The 16,288-nt window shown below is 71.1% G+C and carries 18 protein-coding genes; 10 read left to right on the forward strand and 8 right to left on the reverse strand.

Annotation, left to right across the window (positions count from 1 at the left end):
- The first annotated feature begins 188 nt into the window (after nucleotides 1–188).
- The 5 genes from ACFZDI_RS01510 to ACFZDI_RS01530 all read left to right on the forward strand — a co-directional run bounded on the left by ACFZDI_RS01510 (nucleotide 189) and on the right by ACFZDI_RS01530 (nucleotide 5,331).
- Nucleotides 189–1,124, forward strand: coding sequence for a cellulose-binding protein (locus ACFZDI_RS01510; RefSeq protein ID WP_234848118.1), 936 nt, complete (start codon nucleotides 189–191; stop codon nucleotides 1,122–1,124).
- A gap of 86 nt (nucleotides 1,125–1,210) precedes the next feature.
- The gene (locus tag ACFZDI_RS01515; protein ID WP_391247026.1) at nucleotides 1,211–2,179 is read left to right on the forward strand and encodes an ATP-binding cassette domain-containing protein; all 969 of its coding nucleotides are present in this window, start codon (nucleotides 1,211–1,213) and stop codon (nucleotides 2,177–2,179) included.
- Between the two features lie 4 nt (nucleotides 2,180–2,183).
- Nucleotides 2,184–2,954: an ABC transporter permease gene (locus ACFZDI_RS01520; RefSeq protein WP_391247028.1), complete on the forward strand. Its 771-nt coding sequence runs from the start codon at nucleotides 2,184–2,186 to the stop codon at nucleotides 2,952–2,954.
- A gap of 122 nt (nucleotides 2,955–3,076) precedes the next feature.
- Nucleotides 3,077–4,462 carry an ATP-binding cassette domain-containing protein gene (locus tag ACFZDI_RS01525; RefSeq protein ID WP_391247030.1) on the forward strand — a complete coding sequence of 462 codons (1,386 nt, stop codon included), beginning with the start codon at nucleotides 3,077–3,079 and terminating at the stop codon, nucleotides 4,460–4,462.
- Nucleotides 4,459–5,331: an ABC transporter permease subunit gene (locus ACFZDI_RS01530; protein WP_234848122.1), complete on the forward strand. Its 873-nt coding sequence runs from the start codon at nucleotides 4,459–4,461 to the stop codon at nucleotides 5,329–5,331. Before ACFZDI_RS01525 ends, ACFZDI_RS01530 begins: the two co-directional genes overlap by 4 nt.
- Nucleotides 5,332–5,337: 6 nt before the next feature.
- Here the strand turns inward: ACFZDI_RS01530 and ACFZDI_RS01535 are convergent, their stop codons facing one another.
- Nucleotides 5,338–5,670 carry an ATP/GTP-binding protein gene (locus ACFZDI_RS01535; protein WP_234848123.1) on the reverse strand — a complete coding sequence of 111 codons (333 nt, stop codon included), beginning with the start codon at nucleotides 5,668–5,670 and terminating at the stop codon, nucleotides 5,338–5,340.
- A 266-nt stretch (nucleotides 5,671–5,936) separates the two neighbouring features.
- On the opposite strand from ACFZDI_RS01535, the gene ACFZDI_RS01540 reads away from it, so the two are divergent.
- The gene (locus ACFZDI_RS01540; RefSeq protein ID WP_391247032.1) at nucleotides 5,937–6,965 is read left to right on the forward strand and encodes an LLM class flavin-dependent oxidoreductase; all 1,029 of its coding nucleotides are present in this window, start codon (nucleotides 5,937–5,939) and stop codon (nucleotides 6,963–6,965) included.
- 84 nt (nucleotides 6,966–7,049) lie between these two features.
- Here ACFZDI_RS01540 and ACFZDI_RS01545 read toward each other — a convergent pair whose 3' ends face one another.
- Complete coding sequence (locus ACFZDI_RS01545; RefSeq protein WP_234848125.1) at nucleotides 7,050–7,442, reverse strand: SCO5389 family protein; 393 nt, start codon at nucleotides 7,440–7,442, stop codon at nucleotides 7,050–7,052.
- Between the two features lie 256 nt (nucleotides 7,443–7,698).
- On the opposite strand from ACFZDI_RS01545, the gene nucS reads away from it, so the two are divergent.
- Nucleotides 7,699–8,370, forward strand: a complete 672-nt coding sequence (nucS, locus tag ACFZDI_RS01550) for an endonuclease NucS (protein ID WP_033312972.1) — start codon at nucleotides 7,699–7,701, stop codon at nucleotides 8,368–8,370.
- Nucleotides 8,371–8,436: 66 nt separating this feature from the next.
- Here the strand turns inward: nucS and ACFZDI_RS01555 are convergent, their stop codons facing one another.
- The 4 genes from ACFZDI_RS01555 to ACFZDI_RS01570 form a co-directional block, all read right to left on the reverse strand.
- Nucleotides 8,437–10,941, reverse strand: coding sequence for an ATP-binding protein (locus ACFZDI_RS01555; RefSeq protein WP_391247035.1), 2,505 nt, complete (start codon nucleotides 10,939–10,941; stop codon nucleotides 8,437–8,439).
- Between the two features lie 266 nt (nucleotides 10,942–11,207).
- Entirely contained in the window at nucleotides 11,208–11,531 is a 324-nt protein-coding gene (locus ACFZDI_RS01560) for an STAS domain-containing protein (protein WP_234848482.1), read from the reverse strand.
- 150 nt (nucleotides 11,532–11,681) lie between these two features.
- Nucleotides 11,682–12,530, reverse strand: a complete 849-nt coding sequence (locus ACFZDI_RS01565; protein ID WP_234848483.1) for a 3-hydroxyacyl-CoA dehydrogenase family protein — start codon at nucleotides 12,528–12,530, stop codon at nucleotides 11,682–11,684.
- A gap of 126 nt (nucleotides 12,531–12,656) precedes the next feature.
- On the reverse strand, nucleotides 12,657–13,298 hold the full coding sequence (locus ACFZDI_RS01570; RefSeq protein ID WP_234848484.1) for a TetR/AcrR family transcriptional regulator: 642 nt from the start codon (nucleotides 13,296–13,298) through the stop codon (nucleotides 12,657–12,659).
- Nucleotides 13,299–13,377: 79 nt separating this feature from the next.
- On the opposite strand from ACFZDI_RS01570, the gene ACFZDI_RS01575 reads away from it, so the two are divergent.
- The 3 genes from ACFZDI_RS01575 to ACFZDI_RS01585 are packed head-to-tail and all read left to right on the forward strand — an operon-like array spanning nucleotide 13,378 to nucleotide 15,513.
- Nucleotides 13,378–14,160, forward strand: a complete 783-nt coding sequence (locus tag ACFZDI_RS01575) for an ABC transporter ATP-binding protein (protein ID WP_234848485.1) — start codon at nucleotides 13,378–13,380, stop codon at nucleotides 14,158–14,160.
- Between the two features lie 17 nt (nucleotides 14,161–14,177).
- Entirely contained in the window at nucleotides 14,178–14,921 is a 744-nt protein-coding gene (locus tag ACFZDI_RS01580) for an ABC transporter permease (protein WP_391247038.1), read from the forward strand.
- 19 nt (nucleotides 14,922–14,940) lie between these two features.
- On the forward strand, nucleotides 14,941–15,513 hold the full coding sequence (locus ACFZDI_RS01585) for a cob(I)yrinic acid a,c-diamide adenosyltransferase (RefSeq protein WP_361118224.1): 573 nt from the start codon (nucleotides 14,941–14,943) through the stop codon (nucleotides 15,511–15,513).
- On the opposite strand, the gene ACFZDI_RS01590 is transcribed toward ACFZDI_RS01585, so the two are convergent.
- Together ACFZDI_RS01590 and ACFZDI_RS01595 are read right to left on the reverse strand one after the other, a co-directional pair.
- Nucleotides 15,514–15,702 (reverse strand): DUF5708 family protein, encoded by a 189-nt coding sequence (locus tag ACFZDI_RS01590; RefSeq protein WP_391247040.1) that lies wholly within the window; start codon nucleotides 15,700–15,702, stop codon nucleotides 15,514–15,516.
- Nucleotides 15,699–16,277: a hypothetical protein gene (locus tag ACFZDI_RS01595; RefSeq protein WP_234848489.1), complete on the reverse strand. Its 579-nt coding sequence runs from the start codon at nucleotides 16,275–16,277 to the stop codon at nucleotides 15,699–15,701. Before ACFZDI_RS01595 ends, ACFZDI_RS01590 begins: the two co-directional genes overlap by 4 nt.
- Nucleotides 16,278–16,288 lie beyond the last annotated feature (11 nt).

Raw genomic sequence — 16,288 nt, forward strand, 5'->3', positions numbered from 1 at the left:
GCCGGGCCGGGAAGCCCGATTCCGGGGGCCTCCGGGGGCTTTGACCAAGTTTTGGCAAGTGATCCGCCGCTTAGCCACTCAAAAGGGGTCTCATTTTCCAGATCAAACGCGCATCCGCTCGATGACACACCGTTTCGGCCCCTAGGATTCCACCTATCACCTCACCGGTCTCATTCGACAGGAACCCCATGAGCGACACTTCCCCCTACGGCTTCGAGCTTGTGCGGCGTGGGTACGACCGCGCTCAGGTGGACGAACGTATCTCCAAGCTCGTCTCCGACCGTGACAGCGCTCTCTCCCGCATCACCGCTCTGGAAAAGCGCATCGAAGAGCTCCACCTCGAGACGCAGAACGCCCAGGCCCAGGTCACCGACGCCGAGCCGTCGTACGCGGGCCTCGGCGCACGCGTGGAGAAGATCCTCCGCCTCGCCGAGGAAGAGGCGAAGGACCTGCGCGAGGAGGCCCGGCGCGCGGCCGAGCAGCACCGCGAGCTGGCCGAGTCGGCCGCCCAGCAGGTGCGCAACGACGCCGAGTCGTACGCCGCCGAGCGCAAGGCGAAGGCCGAGGACGAGGGCCTGCGGATCGTCGAGAAGGCCAAGAGTGACGCGTCCCAGCTGCGGGCCGAGGCACAGAAGGACGCGCAGTCCAAGCGTGAGGAGGCGGACGCCCTCTTCGAGGAGACCCGCGCCAAGGCCGCGCAGGCCGCCGCCGATTTCGAGACGAATCTGGCCAAGCGCCGGGAGCAGTCGGAGCGCGACCTGGCGTCCCGTCAGGCCAAGGCCGAAAAGCGCCTCGCCGAGATCGAGCACCGCGCCGAGCAGCTGCGCCTGGAGGCCGAGAAGCTGCGCACGGACGCCGAGCGCCGCGCCCGCCAGACGGTGGAGACGGCCCAGCGCCAGGCCGAGGACATCGTGGCCGACGCCAACGCCAAGGCCGACCGCATCCGTTCGGAATCCGAGCGGGAGCTCGCGGCCCTCACCAACCGCCGCGACAGCATCAACGCCCAGCTGACGAACGTCCGCGAGATGCTCGCGACGCTCACGGGCGCCGCGGTGGCCGCCGCCGGTACGCCGGCCGAGGACGAGCCGATCTCCCGTGGGGTCCCGGCTCAGCAGTCCCGGTAACACACGGGCATACGGAGGCTGAATCTCCGCAAAGCCCTCTGCCGCTCGGGTGGCAGGGGGCTTTGTCCCGTTCTAGCGTGGCGGGCATGATTGAGCTGGAGGGGCTGACCAAGCGGTACGGCGAGAAGGTGGCGGTCAACAACCTGTCGTTCACCGTGAGACCGGGCATCGTCACCGGCTTCCTGGGGCCGAACGGGGCGGGCAAGTCGACGACCATGCGGATGATCCTGGGTCTCGACCACCCGACCGCGGGTGACGTCCGTATCGACGGCAAGCGCTACGAACAGCTCAAGGACCCGCTGACGTACATCGGGGCCCTGCTGGAGGCCAAGGCCTGGCACGGCGGGCGTACCGCTTACAACCATCTGCTGTGCCTCGCGCAGAGCAACGGCATTCCGCGCAGCCGGGTGCGGGACGTGCTGGAGACGGTCGGTCTCACCGCGGTCGCCAAGAAGAAGACCAAGGGCTTCTCGATGGGCATGGGGCAGCGGCTCGGCATCGCGGCCGCGCTGCTCGGCGACCCGCGGATCCTGATGTTCGACGAGCCGGTCAACGGCCTCGACCCCGAGGGCATCCACTGGATCCGCACCCTGATGAAGTCGCTCGCGGCGCAGGGCCGGACGGTGTTCGTCTCCTCCCACCTGATGAGCGAGATGGCCCTGACGGCCGAGCACCTGGTCGTCATCGGGCAGGGCCGGCTCCTCGCGGACACCTCCATGGCCGACTTCATCGCGCGCAACTCACGGTCGTACGTCCGGGTCCGCAGTCCGCAGCGGGAGCGGCTGCTCGACGTGCTGCACCAGGCCGGGATCGTGGCGGTGGAGAGCGGCGGCGGGGTGCTGGAGGTGGACGGCGGCAAGGCGGAGCGGATCGGTGAGCTGGCGGCGCAGCACCGGCTCACGCTGCACGAGCTGAGTCCGCAACAGGCGTCGCTGGAGGAGGCGTTCATGCAGCTGACGGCGGAGTCGGTGGAGTACCACGCACACAGCGGGACGCATGCGACGAGCCCCGAACCACCGCGGCAGCAGTGGGGCGACGGCTGGAAGAGGAGCTGAGGGCATGGCGGTGACGCAGGTCGTCCGGTCGGAGTGGACCAAGATCCGGTCGGTGGCATCCACGGTGTGGACACTCTCGCTGGTGGTGGTCGTGACGGTCGCCCTCGGCATGCTGATCTCGGCGCTGTCGAAGAACGAGTTCGACTCGATGAACGCGCAGGCCCGGGCCGAGTTCGATCCGACGTTCATCAGTTTCGCCGGGATGAGTCTCGGTCAGCTCGCGATGATCGTGTTCGGGGTGCTGGTCGTGTCGAACGAGTACAGCACCGGCATGATCCGCACCTCGCTGGCCGCGGTGCCGCAGCGGGGGGCCTTCCTGTTCAGCAAGATCGCCGTGGCCAGTGGGCTCGCCCTGCTGGTCGGGCTCGTCACCAGCTTCGCCGCCTTCTTCCTCGGGCAGGCGATGCTGGGCTCGCACCGGGCGGAGATCGGCGACCCGGGGGTGCTGCGGGCCGTGCTCGGCGGGGGCCTCTACATGGCGCTGATCGCGATGTTCTCCATGGGCGTCGCCGCGATGCTGCGCTCGCCGATGCTGTCGCTGGGCATCCTGATGCCGTTCTTCTTCCTGATCTCGAACATCCTGGGCAACGTCGACGCGACGAAGAAGGTCGGCCGGTTCCTTCCCGACCAGGCCGGCAGCAAGATCATGCAGGTGGTCACACCGATCGACGACGACACCCCGTACGGACCATGGGGCGGCCTCGGGATCATGGGGCTGTGGGTGCTCGCGGCGCTCGTCGGCGGCTATGTGCTGCTGAAGAAGCGGGACGCCTAGGAGGGCCTGGCCGGGCTGAGCTTTTACCTGCTCTTGGGTGGAACCGTCAGCTCCTCGATATCCTCCTAACCCTTACGGGGGCGTGTGCCCCGCTGTCCTGAACCTTGCGATGGGTGCGGAGCATGATCGAAGCAGTCGGCCTGACGAAGCGCTACGGCGACAAGACCGCTGTGTACAACCTTTCCTTCCAGGTGCGGCCCGGGGCCGTCACCGGCTTCCTCGGGCCCAACGGCTCGGGCAAGTCGACGACGATGCGCATGATCGTCGGCTTGGACAACCCGACGGCCGGGCAGGTGACGATCGGCGGCTATCCGTACCGCAGGCTGCCCAACGCCGCCCGTCAGGTCGGCGCCCTGCTGGACGCCAAGGCGGTGCACGGCGGCCGCTCCGCCCGCAACCACCTGCTGTCCCTGGCCCAGCTCTCGGGCATCCCGGCCCGGCGGGTGGACGAGGTGCTCGGGGTCGTCGGTCTGCAGGACGTGGCCAAGAAGCGGTCCAAGGGCTTCTCCCTCGGCATGGGGCAGCGGCTCGGCATCGCCGCGGCGCTGCTCGGCGACCCGCAGGTGCTGCTGTTCGACGAGCCGGTCAACGGCCTCGACCCCGAGGGCATCCTCTGGGTGCGCAACCTGATGAAGGCGCTGGCGGCGGAGGGCCGCACCGTCTTCGTCTCCTCCCACCTGATGAGCGAGATGGCCCTGACGGCCGACCACCTCATCGTCATCGGGCGCGGTCAGCTGCTCGCCGACATGAGCGTCACCGCCTTCATCTCGGCGAACTCCGCGGACTTCGCCCGGGTGCGCACGCCCGACACCGAGCCGCAACAGCGCGAGAAGCTGTCGGCCGCGCTCACCGAGTCCGGCGGGCACGTGCTGCCCGAGCAGGACGGCGCGCTGCGCGTGACGGGGCTGGCCCTGCCGCGCATCAGCGACATCGCGCACGACCACGGCGTACGGCTGTGGGAACTGTCGCCGCACCAGGCCTCCCTGGAGGAGGCGTACATGCGGATGACGCAGGGCGCCGTCGACTACCGCTCGACCATCGACCAGAAGGAAGGGCTCCAGCAGCCGCTGCCGCCCGGCGCGCAGCCGCCTATGCCGGTGCCCGGGCAGGGCCAGCCGGGCTGGTACGCCCCGCCGCCGCCCCAGCAGGGCGGGCAGCCGTTCGCGCCCCAGGGCGCGCCGGGTCAGGCGCCGGCAGGCCCCTACGGCTCGGCCCATGGCGCCTCCGGCCCGGGCACGGCCAACCCCTACGCCCAGCCCGCGCCGCAGACGCCCCCGGCGCCCCAGGACGCTCCGCAGGCCGCCCCGGGCCAGACGCCCGCAGCCGCCCCGCCCGCACCTCAGAGCGCTCCGCAGTCCACACCCCAGCCGACTGCCCCGCCCGCGCCCCAGAGCGCTCCGCAGTCCACGCCGCAGCCGGCCGCCGCGCCCGCGCCGCCCGGCGCCGCGCCGTCCGCGCCCGACGCCGCCCCCACTCCCGACCTGACCAAGCCCGAGGACGCCCGATGAGCAGCCCCCAGTCCCAGATGCCGCAGGCCGCGCCCGCCTGGCAGGCGGCGCCCGGCACCTCGTTCCCCTCCGGCTACACCTCGCCGATCCCGGTCGTGCGCACGCACCTCGGGCACGCCGTCGCGTCCGAGTGGACGAAGATCCGGTCGGTACGCTCCACCCTGTGGACCCTCGGGGTGTTCGTCCTGCTCGTCATCGGGATCGGCACGCTGACCGGCGTGGTGGTGGCCGAGTCCGACCCGGCCCTGGACGGCGAGAGCCCCCTCGGCCTGGGCTTCTTCGGGCTGCTGCTGGGCAGCATGTGCATCATCACGCTGGGCGTGCTGACCACGGCCTCGGAGTACGGCACCGGCATGATCCGCACCACGATGGTCGCGTGCCCGAGCCGTGGCCGGGTGCTGACGGCGAAGGCCGTGGTGTTCTTCCTGACGGCGTTCGTCGTGACGCTGGTGTCCGCGTCGCTCGTCGCCTTCCTGCACGTGGCGATGCTGGAGGGCGACGGCGCCAAGTCCCCCTCCGGCGGCGAGTGGCTCAAGGGCACGGTCGGCATCTCGCTCTACATCGCGCTGCTGGGTCTGCTCTCGCTCCTGGTCGGCTCGATGATCCGGCACTCGGCGGGCGCCATCACCATCATGATCGGTGCCGTCCTGGCCCCGCTGGTGATCGCCCTGTTCATGTTCTCGGAGTCCCTCCAGGACGTGCGCGACGCCCTGTTCGAGTACTCGATCCCCAACCAGCTCAGCGTCTTCTACGCCAACTCCCTCAGCTCCTCCGGCCCGTCCGGCTGGGACCCGCTGTGGATCATCCTCGGCGTCACAGCCGTCGCGTTCGCCGGCGCCTTCCTGCTGCAGGAGAAGCGGGACGTCTGAGCCCGGTCAGAACCTCGGCGCGTTACGGGACCGCTGCACCCCCGGGGTGCGGCGGTCCCGCGCGTTCCAGCAGGCCTTGTGCCAGTGCCGCCGGTCGTCGACGCCCGCGTGCTCCGACCAGGCCACCACGTGCGGCACCCCGTCGGGGATCAGCTGGTCGCAGCCCGGGCAGCGGTAGGACTTGCCCTGCGCGCTCGCGCCGGCCACGTGCCGCACGCTCCAGTTCTCGCCCTGCCAGTTCTCCGAGGACTGCCAGCCGCCGTAGCGGCCGGGCCGGTCGTCCTCGGCGCTCCGGCCGAACGAAGCGGCGCCCTTGGGTCGGTTGCGACGCGGGGACACGGGACACCTCTCGGGGCTATACAGGGAGCACGGGCCGCGTCCAGCCTACGCGGCGCGCACAGGGGTACGCGTACGGCGCGGACCGCCCTCGGTGTCTCGCCGTCCGGCGTGCCCGACCCCTTGGTCCTCAGCTCCCGGCCGTCGGCGGAACGACCCATTCTGCAGACAATCCGCAAAATACTCTGCCCGGCCGTGTCCTCGGCACGTGTCAGACGGTTATGCGCTGTGGGGGAGCTCCGTGTCGGAGCCAAGGAAGCAGGAAAGCAATGCGCGTTGGAAGTTTCGTGTTGGCGGCCCAGTTCCCCGGCCAGGGGGAGGGAGAGGCGCTGCACCGCGCGGTCCGCTCGGCCGAGGTGGCCGAGGAGGCCGGGCTCGATACGGTCTGGCTGGCCGAGCACCACTTCGTGCCGTACGGCACATGTCCGTCCGCCATCACCCTGGCCGCCCTACTGCTGGGCCGCACCCGGCGCATCCGGGTCGGTACGGCGGTCAGTGTGCTGCCCACGGTCCACCCGGTGGCCCTCGGCGAACAGGCGGCGCTGCTGCACCACACGAGCGACGGCCGTTTCACGCTCGGTGTCGGGCGCGGCGGCCCCTGGGTCGACCTGGAGGTGTTCGGCGCGGGTCTGGAGGCGTACGAGCAGGGGTTCCCGGAGTCCCTGGAGCTTCTGGTGCGCTGGCTGCGCGAGCCGTCCGTGGCGGCCGACGGGGAGCGCTTCTGCTTCCGTGAAGTCCCGGTCGTGCCACGGCCGTCGGAGGCCCTGACGGAGGGCCCGGGACCCGAGGTCGTCGTCGCCTGCACCTCACCGGCCAGCGTGCGGCTGGCGGCCGAGCGGGGTCTGCCGATGCTGCTCGGGATGCACGTGGGGGACGAGGAGAAGGCCGAGATGGTCGCGCTGTGGCGGCAGCACGCGCGGGCCGGCGGCCGGTCCCCGGAGGAGATCCTGGGCGCGTCCCATGTGTCGGCCGGCGTCTGCCAGATCGCGGACCGGCGGGTCGACGCGGCGGAGACGTTGATGAAGGCGATGCCCGGCTGGCTGAAGCAGGGCCTGGAGGCGCACGTCACGGTCGACGGGCGCTCGCGCCGGATGCGCGACCCGCTGGCCTACACCGAACTGCTCTGCGGGCTGCACCCGGTGGGCACCCCGCGGCTGTGCGCGGACCGGCTGGCGGCGACCAGTGAGCGGACCGGCATCTCGCGCTTCGCGCTGCTCGTCGAGGGGTCCGGGGATCTGGCGGCGACCGAGGAGAACGTGCGGCGGCTGGGAGCCGAGGTGCTCCCCCAACTCGTCTGAGAGGGCTGTGACTTCCTGGGGGCTTGCCGCTCCGGTACAGAACTGCACCTCCCGCGTACGGAGCGGCAAGCAAGTGGCGCCGCGTCAGCAGTCCCTGAACTCGGGTGACTGGTTCAGCACCTGACTGCGGATCGAGGTGAAGCGGTCCAGCTTCTCGTCGACCGAGGAGTCGAGCGGGAACACGGCCACCCGGTGGCAGTTCTGGAAGGCCAGCCGCACACCGAAGTGCCGTTGCAGCGCGCCGCGTATCGCGTCACTCGCAAGTGCACGCAGCAGCTGACCGCGTGCCTGCTCGTCCGGCGGGGGCGTCTGGTTGTCGGCGAACGCACCGCCGTCCACCTTCAGCTGGGCCACCAGTGAGCTGATCATCTCCCATGCGTAAGGCAGGGAGGTCCGGACGCAGTCGACGAATTCCGCTTCGTCGACCTCGCCTCGCTCGGCCTGTTCGAGTAGGGCCGGTGAGACGTCGAGCGACATGAGTTCTCCTCTCGCACCCCCGCCCGGCGGGCAGGGGTTGCCGGACAGATGAAGGAGTCCGCGACACCGGACACGCTGCGTACACGCACCGCGACCTCCCGTTCATACGGTAAGCAACGTAAGGTGACGACACCAGGAAAATGCGCAGATGAGACACTCCCAGTGAGCACACCGTGCACACAATCGGCCATTACCGAACACGTGTTTTCCAGGGCGAATCGCGTCGGCAGGCACCCGTCGAGTAGCGTTGCCGACCATGCGTCTCGTCATTGCCCGCTGCTCCGTGGACTACGCCGGGCGGCTCACCGCCCACCTCCCCTCGGCCCCGCGCCTGATCCTCGTGAAGGCGGACGGCAGCGTCTCGATCCACGCCGACGACCGGGCCTACAAGCCCCTGAACTGGATGTCGCCGCCGTGCACCCTGAAGGAGGGCACCGGTGAGGAGGAGGGCGTCTGGACCGTCGTCAACAAGGCGGGCGAGAAGCTCATCATCACGATGGAGGAAGTCCTCCACGACTCCTCGCACGAACTGGGCGTCGACCCCGGCCTGATCAAGGACGGCGTGGAAGCGCACCTCCAGGAGCTGCTGGCCGACCGCATCGAGACACTCGGCGAGGGCTACACCCTGATCCGCCGCGAGTACCCGACGGCCATCGGACCGGTCGACATCCTGTGCCGGGACGCCGACGGGAAGACCGTCGCGGTGGAGATCAAGCGGCGCGGTGAGATCGACGGCGTGGAACAGCTCACGCGCTACCTGGAGCTGCTGAACCGGGATCCCCATCTGGCCCCGGTGCGCGGTGTCTTCGCGGCGCAGGAGATCAAGCCGCAGGCGCGCGTCCTCGCGACCGACCGCGGCATCGGCTGCCAGGTGCTCGACTACGACGCCCTGCGCGGCATCGAGGACGACAAGCTGCGGCTGTTCTGACAGCCCGTACGACCACGAAAGGGCCGGGTCCGTGGAACGGACCCGGCCCTGCCGTGTGTACGGGCCTCAGATCACCGTCTCCGGGCCGCTGGGCGTGCCGGTGGTGCTCTGCGGCGCGCTGGCCGAATTGCTCGTCGGAGCGCTGGGCGCCGGGCCGCTGGCCGAGTCGGAGGTGGACGGGCTGGTCGTCGGCGGCTGCGAGGTGGGCGGCTCGGACGTGGGCGGCTGCGAGGTGGGCGGCTGGGAGGTCGGCGGCCTGGACGTCGGAGGCTTCGACGTGGTGGGCGGCTTGGACGTCGTCGGCGGCTTGGACGTGGACGGCGGCTTCGAGGACGACGGCGGCTTCGACGGCGACGCGGAGTCGCTCGGGTCCGCCGAACCGCTCGGCGCGCCCGTCGGCGTCGGGTCGTCCGACGTGCCGAGGGTGCCGTCGGGGCCCGGGTCCGTCGGCCGGGCGGCCACCTCGCCGGTGTCGCCGGCGCCGTCGTTCCCCGGCCGGTCGGCGCCGATGCTGTCGTCGCTGACGCCCTGGCTCGCGGACGGGTTGACGCCGACCTGGCCGGAGGGCGGGTTCTTGTCGTTGTCGGAGGTGGCGCCGAGCGTCACCACCGTGCCCAGGACGGCGACGAGCAGCGCACCGGCTCCGGCGGCCACCAGGTTGCGCCGGGCCAGCCCCTTGAGGCCGCCCCGGGCCGTCCGGGAGGGCCCGGGCGTGGTGCGGTGGGTGACCAGGTCCGGGGAGTGCTGCTGCTGGAGCGTCGGGAAGGGCGCGGGAACACCACCGGGCGGGGACGCCGACTCCTCGTCACGGGTGTCGGGCACCTCCTCCCCCGCGGTCGGCCCGAGCCCGAGGGGTGTGCCCGAGCGGTCGGCGACCAGGGCGAGGGCACGGCGGCCGGCGACGGTGCCGCGCTTGTCGGCGAGGGCGCCGCGCAAGCCGATGGAGGCCTCCAGTTCGGCGCGGGCCCGGTCGAGCCGGCCCCGGCACAGGGCGAGGACGCCGAGCTCATGGTGGAAGTAGGCCTCTTCGGCGACGTCCCCGGCGAGCCGGGCGGCCTCGGCGCCCGAGCGCAGGGCGCGCTCCCAGGCACTCCAGTGCAGTCCGGCGGCGAAGGCGGGGGCGGCGGTGCGGGCCAGGTGCACGCCCGCGCTCTCCTCGCCCTCGGCGGGCGGGCGGGTGACCGGTCCGAGGACGGCCAGGGCGGCGAGGATCGCGTCGGCCTCCGCGCAGACGCGCTCGGGGGTGACCGAGGGGTGCCCGGCCCACCAGGAGTAGTGCTGGGCGGCGCTGCGGGCCCGGGCCTCGGCCTCGTCGCCGTACCCGGCCGCCTCCAGCTGGGCCGGTACGCCGGCCGCGAGGCGGTAGCGGGAGCCGACCGGGGAGACCAGGCCGCAGGCGGCCAGTTCGCCGAGCGCGGCGTCCGCGTGGGTGTCGCCGACCAGGGCGGGCAGATGCGCCTGGTGCGGGACCTCGCCGCCGAGGGCGAGCGCGAACCGCAGGGTGGCGCGGGCGGAGGCGCTCAGCCGGGAGGCGAGCAGCGGCGCGGGCGCGGCGGCCTCGCCGAGCGCGGGCAGCGGCACGTCGTCGCCGAGTTCGTAGGTCTCGGCGGTGTCGGCCGGGGGCGCGTCCTCGAAGACGCCGAACTCGTCGACGGCGCTGGTGCCGGCGCGCAGCCGGTCGCGCTGCCGGAGCAGGGCGCCGGCCTGGACGAAGCGCAGCGGCATGCCTTCGGACTCGAACCAGAGGTCTCCGGCCCAGGTGGACTCCTCCTCGGTGAGGGTCCGGCCGACGGCGTGTTCCAGCAGGTCGAGCCCGTCGGCGCGCTCCAGTCCGCCGAGGAGGACCTCCTCGACGCCGGCGTCGGCGGAGGGGGCCGGCACGTCGGGCGTGGCGCCGAGCAGGAAGGCGCACTCGGGGGTGGCCGCCAGCAGCTCGTCGAGCGCGGCGCCGCCGAACTCCAGGTCGTCCAGGACGACGACGGCGCCGATCTCGCCGATGTGCGTGAGCAGTTCGTCCCGGTCCGGGCGGTGGAGGGGGGCGCCGTACACCGCGTGGAACAGGTCGTACAGCAGGTCGTCGGCGGTGCGTCCGAAGCCGTTGAGGCGGACCACGCCGTCGGGGGCGAGGTCGGAGCAGTCCTCGGCGACGAGGTCGAGCAGACGGGTGCGGCCCGAGCCGGGCGCGCCGGTGAGGCGGGTGGAGCGGCCGCGGGCGAGCAGGCGCACCAGGCGCTCGCGCTCGTCCTGGCGGGCCAGCAGCGGCAGGGCGGGCTGCGGGGGGCCGGGCGGGACGGGCGGGCGGGCCGTGCGTTCGGCCTCGGCGCGTTCGGCCGCGGTGCGTTTCACGGGCGGGGCGGGGCGTTCCGCGGGCGGGCAGGCCTCTATCTCGCTGCCGTCGACGGGGTTGACCGTCAGCAGGAAGTCGCCGGAGACGAGCCGCACCGTGCGGGCGAGCGCCGGGGCGTGCTGCGCGAAGTCGGGTGTGAGGGATTCCCTGGGAGGGCGCTGGCGCGGCGCGGGGCCGTCACCTTCGTGGCCGTACTCCTCGGGTCCCTGGTTGTCAGGATCCATAGGTCAAGCCCCCCAAAAGCGTGTGTGTGCGTGGAAAAGCCCCTCCCGGCCTTGCTGCACACCGCGCTGTCGCTTCTGGTCCGGTCCCGCTCGAAGGGTTCAAGTCAGCGGGCAGCCGAACCCTAAACCTTCGCACAGTATCTACGACAGTCCGGGGTACCGCGCCGTCCATAACGTCACGGTCTCGTGAGGATTGTGCGCGTCGCACGATTCGACGACGTGCGTCCGGGTCTCCCCGGGCGCCCGGCTCACACCCGTACGCGCCGTCACACGCGGGGAAGGGTCTCCACCCCGATGCCCCCCTCGATCGCCAGGATCCGGTGCAGACGGGTGGCCACCAGCAGGCGCTGCATCTGCGGCGGCACCCCGCGCAGTACCAGGCGTCGGCCGCAGCGGCCGGCCCGCCGGTGGGCCCCCATGATCACGCCCAGTCCGGTGGCGTCCCAGGAGTCCAGTTCGGACAGGTCCAGCACGAGGTCCCCGACTCCGTCGTCGACGGCCGAGTGCAGGACCGTACGGGCGTCCGCCGCGCTTTGGACGTCGAGGCGCCCCCCGACGACCAGCTCGGCGTGGTCGCCCCTGATGTGCATATGCGCTCCCCGTGCGTGCGAATGGTGCTCCGCGTTCTGGATGTGGGTGATGCAACCTCTGACTGCGTGGAGGAGTCAGAGGTTGCTTCTTGTAAGCGAACCGATACCGAATTCACTCTGCGGGGTGATGGACCCCGGGCATGTGCGGTTTCAGTGCTTGTAGAAGCCCTGCCCGCTCTTGCGTCCGATGTCACCGGCGTCAACCATCCGGCGCATCGACTCGGGAGCCGCGAACTTCTCGTCCTGGGACTCGGTGTAGATGTTGTTCGTGGCGTGCAGCAGGATGTCGACGCCGGTCAGGTCCGCCGTCGCCAGCGGGCCCATCGCGTGGCCGAAGCCCAGCTTGCAGGCCAGGTCGATGTCCTCGGCGCTCGCCACACCCGACTCCTGCAGCTTCGCGGCCTCGACGACCAGGGCGCAGATGAGGCGGGTCGTCACGAAGCCCGCGACGTCGCGGTTGACGACGATGCAGGTCTTGCCGACCGACTCGGCGAACTCCCGGGCCGTGGCGAGGGTTTCGTCGCTGGTCTTGTAACCGCGGACCAGTTCGCACAGCTGCATCATCGGCACCGGCGAGAAGAAGTGCGTGCCGACCACCCGCTCGGGGCGCTCCGTGGCCGCCGCGATCTTGGTGATCGGGATGGCGGAGGTGTTGGAGGCGAGGATCGCCTCGTCCTTCACGATCTTGTCGAGCGCGCGGAAGATCTCGTGCTTGATCTCCAGCTTCTCGAACACGGCCTCGACGACGACGTCCGCGTCGGCCACGGCGTCCAGGTCGGTGGTCGCGGTGATGCGGGCCAGGGCGGCGTCGGCGTCGTGCGCCTCCAGCTTGCCCTTGGCGACGAACTTGTCGTACGACGCCTTGATGCCGTCGGTGCCGCGCTTGAGCGCCTCGTCGGTGACGTCACGCAGGACGACCTCCCAGCCCGCCTGTGCGGAGACCTGGGCGATGCCGGATCCCATGAGGCCGGCTCCGATGACGGCGAGCTTCCCTGCCACTGTGCGACTCCCCTGACGCGCTGCTTATGTCTGCTTCTCCGGCGGACACTAGCGCTCGTGAGGAGCTGTGTGACCAGTAAGTAATGCGCGTCACGTCTCACATGACGGACATCACACCGGCAGGGGTCACGGGGCGCCCCGGACGGCGTAGTTGAGCACCTTCTCACTCAACAGCTCCTCGACATCGTCGAGAACGACGAGCATCTCCCGTGACACTTCGCCCGGGTTGCGCCCCTTGACCATCTCGCGGCCGATCGCGACGAAAAGGGTGCCGTGCACCCAGCAGATCTGACCGGCGATCAGCCCGGGCAGCGGGTCGCCGGCGGTGGCACCGGTCTCCTCGCGCAGGGTCGTCTCCAGGTTGCCCTGGAGCTCCTGCTGGATGCTCCAGAGCCGGGAGCGCAGCGGTGGCGCCTCCTCGATGCAGCGCATGAAACGGTCGTAGCCCTCGATGAGGCCCATACGGGGAGAGACGGCCTCGATCTCGGCGCGCAGCTCGCGCAGCACCGCGCGGGTGGCCGACTCCCCCGCGTCCCGGCCGCGCACCCAGCGCGAGAGCCGGTCGACGACGCCCTGGGAGCGGTCGAAGAAGAGGTCCTCCTTGGCCGGGAAGTAGTTGTAGACGGTGTTCACGGAGACGTCGGCCGCCTCCGCCACGTCCGCGATCGTCACCGCCATGAACCCGCGCTCCAGGAACAGTCCGGTGGCGATGTCCGAGATGCGCTGCCTGGTCTCGCGCTTCTTCCGTTCCCTGAGCCCCTCAGCCATGTCCGAATCCTAGCTTCCCTGTAGGCTCTTAAAACTTGGAGTCATTGCAAGATTTAAGAGACTCTGTTTTTCTGGGGTCATGACCCTCATCAGTACGGCCGGGCTGGCCCGTACCTTCCTGACCAAGAACGGCCCCGTGGAGGCCGTGCGCTCCATCGACCTGACCGTCCGCGAGGGCGAGATCCTCGGCTTCCTCGGCCCGAACGGCGCCGGCAAGACGACGACCCTGCGGATGCTGACGACCCTGCTGGCACCGACCGGCGGCGCCGCCACCGTCGCGGGATGCGACCTGGCCACCGACGCGGCCGGCGTGCGGCGTGCCTGCGGTTACGTGGCGCAGTCCGGCGGGGTCGACCCGCAGATCAGCGTGCGCGAGGAGCTGGTCACCCAGGGGCGGCTGTACCGGCTGACCAGGGCGCAGGCCGCCGAGCGCGCCGGGGAGCTGGCCCGCGACCTGGACCTCACCGGGCTCCTCGACCGCACGTGCGGTGCGCTCTCCGGCGGACAGCGGCGGCGGCTGGACATCGCGATGGCGCTCACCCACCGCCCGAAGGTGCTGTTCCTGGACGAGCCGACGACCGGGCTCGACCCCGGCAGCCGCGCCGACCTGTGGGATCTGGTGCGCCGGCTGCGCGACGAGCACGGCACGACGGTGTTCCTGACCACGCACTACCTCGACGAGGCCGACGCCCTCTCCGACCGGCTGGTCGTCGTCGACCACGGCGTGGTCGTCGCCGAGGGCACCCCGAGCGCACTGAAGCTGCGCCACGGCGGCTCGCTCGACGCCTCACTGCAGGACACGTTCCTGGCCATCACCGGCCGCGGCGCCGCCCCGGCGGAGCAGCCCCCCGTCGCCGTATGAGAATCCGAGGCACATCGATGCTGTTGCACGACACCGCGCTCGTCTACGGGCGCTACCTCCGCCAGTCCCTGCGCTCCCGCTTCGCGCTGCTCTTCGGCGTGCTCATGCCGCTGCTCTACCTGCTGTTCTTCGGCCCCCTGCTCACGGATCTGCCGCTCGGCACGGCGGGCAGCTCCTGGCAGGTGCTCGTGCCCGGGCTGTTGCTGCAACTCGGTCTGTTCGGGGCGTCGTTCGCAGGCTTCTCGATCACCATCGAGAAGGGCCACGGCGTCGTCGAGCGCATGCGCGTCACCCCCGTGAGCCGACTGGCCCTGCTGCTCGGCCGGGTGCTGCGCGATGCCACGGTGTTCGTCTTCCAGGCCGTACTGCTGGTGCTGGCGGCGGTGCTGATGGGCCTGCGGGCACCGCTGGCCGGGATCCTGATCGGCTTCGCCTTCGTCGCCCTGCTCACCGCCTCGCTGGCCGCCCTGTCGTACGCGCTGGCGATGAGGATGGACACCCCGCAGAGCTTCGGACCGGCGGTCAACGCGCTGACCATGCCGTCCATGCTGCTGTCCGGTCTGATGCTGCCGATGACGCTGGGCCCGGCCTGGCTGGACGTCCTCTCGCACCTCATGCCGTTCCGCTACCTGGTGGACGCGGTACGGGACGCCTACGTCGGCCACTACGCCACACCCCACGTGCTGTACGGCGCGCTGGTGGCCGTCGGTCTCACGGCGCTGTCCGTGACAGTGGGCACACGCGTGTTCCGAACGGCCTGAGCGTAACTACGCTGGCCACATGGTCAATCTGACGCGCATCTACACCAGGACCGGCGACCAGGGCACCACCGCCCTCGGCGACATGAGCCGGACCGCCAAGACCGATCTGCGGATCGCCGCGTACGCCGACGCCAACGAGGCGAACGCGGTGATCGGCACGGCGATCGCGCTGGGCGGTCTGGACGCGGAGATCGTCACGGTCCTCACCCGCGTCCAGAACGACCTGTTCGACGTGGGCGCGGACCTGTCGACGCCGGTGGTGGAGAACCCGGAGTTCCCGCCCCTGCGGGTCGAGCAGTTCTACATCGACAAGCTGGAGGCGGACTGCGACCGCTTCAACGAGCGGCTGGAGAAGCTCCGCTCCTTCATCCTGCCCGGCGGCACCCCCGGCGCGGCCCTGCTCCACCAGGCCTGCACGGTCGTACGCCGGGCCGAGCGCTCGACGTGGGCCGCCCTGGAGGTCCACGCCGAGGTGATGAACCCCCTGACGGCGACCTACCTCAACCGCCTCTCCGACCTCCTGTTCATCCTCGCGAGGACGGCGAACAAGGAGGTCGGAGACGTGCTGTGGGTGCCGGGCGGGGAACGGTAGTCAGTTCCTGCCGCGCGCCGCCTGCCACAGACCCGCGGCGACGAGCGCACCGCCCACGCACATCATCACCACCCCGACCTTCGTGAGGGTCACCAGGGGCACCTCCACGTCACCGGTGAACAGCCAGAGCCCCAGGCCCGCCGCGAAGGTGACGGTGCCCTCCAGGAGATTCCCGCGCGCCCGGCTCATCGGTGCACCCTCTCCTTCTCCAGCCGCCCCTCGGGTTCCCCCGCGGGAGCCTTCCGCGGCCAGACCGCATAGCTCAGCGCGATCAGGCCGTGGATCCCGGCCGCACGCCAGGCCACGTAGCGCCAGCTCTCCAGGGAGGTGACGCGGCTCGGGTCGTCGACGTACCAGATGGCCAGCTGGAGCAGCACGGTCGCGACGACGGCGGCCGTCAGCGTGCCCAGCCAGACCGTGCCCTCGTGGCGCGCCCGGGCCATGCCGTAGCGCGGGGGCTTCGGCGGGGGCGGGGCGCCGCCCAGCCGGTGGGCGGCCTGGCCGTCGAGCCACTTCACCGTGCGGTGGCCGTGTCCGACGGTGTAGCCGATGTACAGCGCGGCCAGCCCGTGCGTCCAGTTCGGGTCGGCGCCGTTCTTCAGGTCCAGCGCGGTGGCGACCAGCAGGACGACCTCCAGCAGCGGCTCGCACAGCAGCAGCGCCAGGCCGGTGCGCGGCATCTTCAGCAGGTACCGGGTGGCCAGTCCGGCGGCCAGCAGCACCCAGAAGCCGATCTCACAGGCGGCGATCAAGGCGACGATCACGGTTCGCTCCT

The organism is Streptomyces sp. NPDC007907, assembly GCF_042959365.1.
Classification (GTDB): domain Bacteria; phylum Actinomycetota; class Actinomycetes; order Streptomycetales; family Streptomycetaceae; genus Streptomyces; species Streptomyces indiaensis.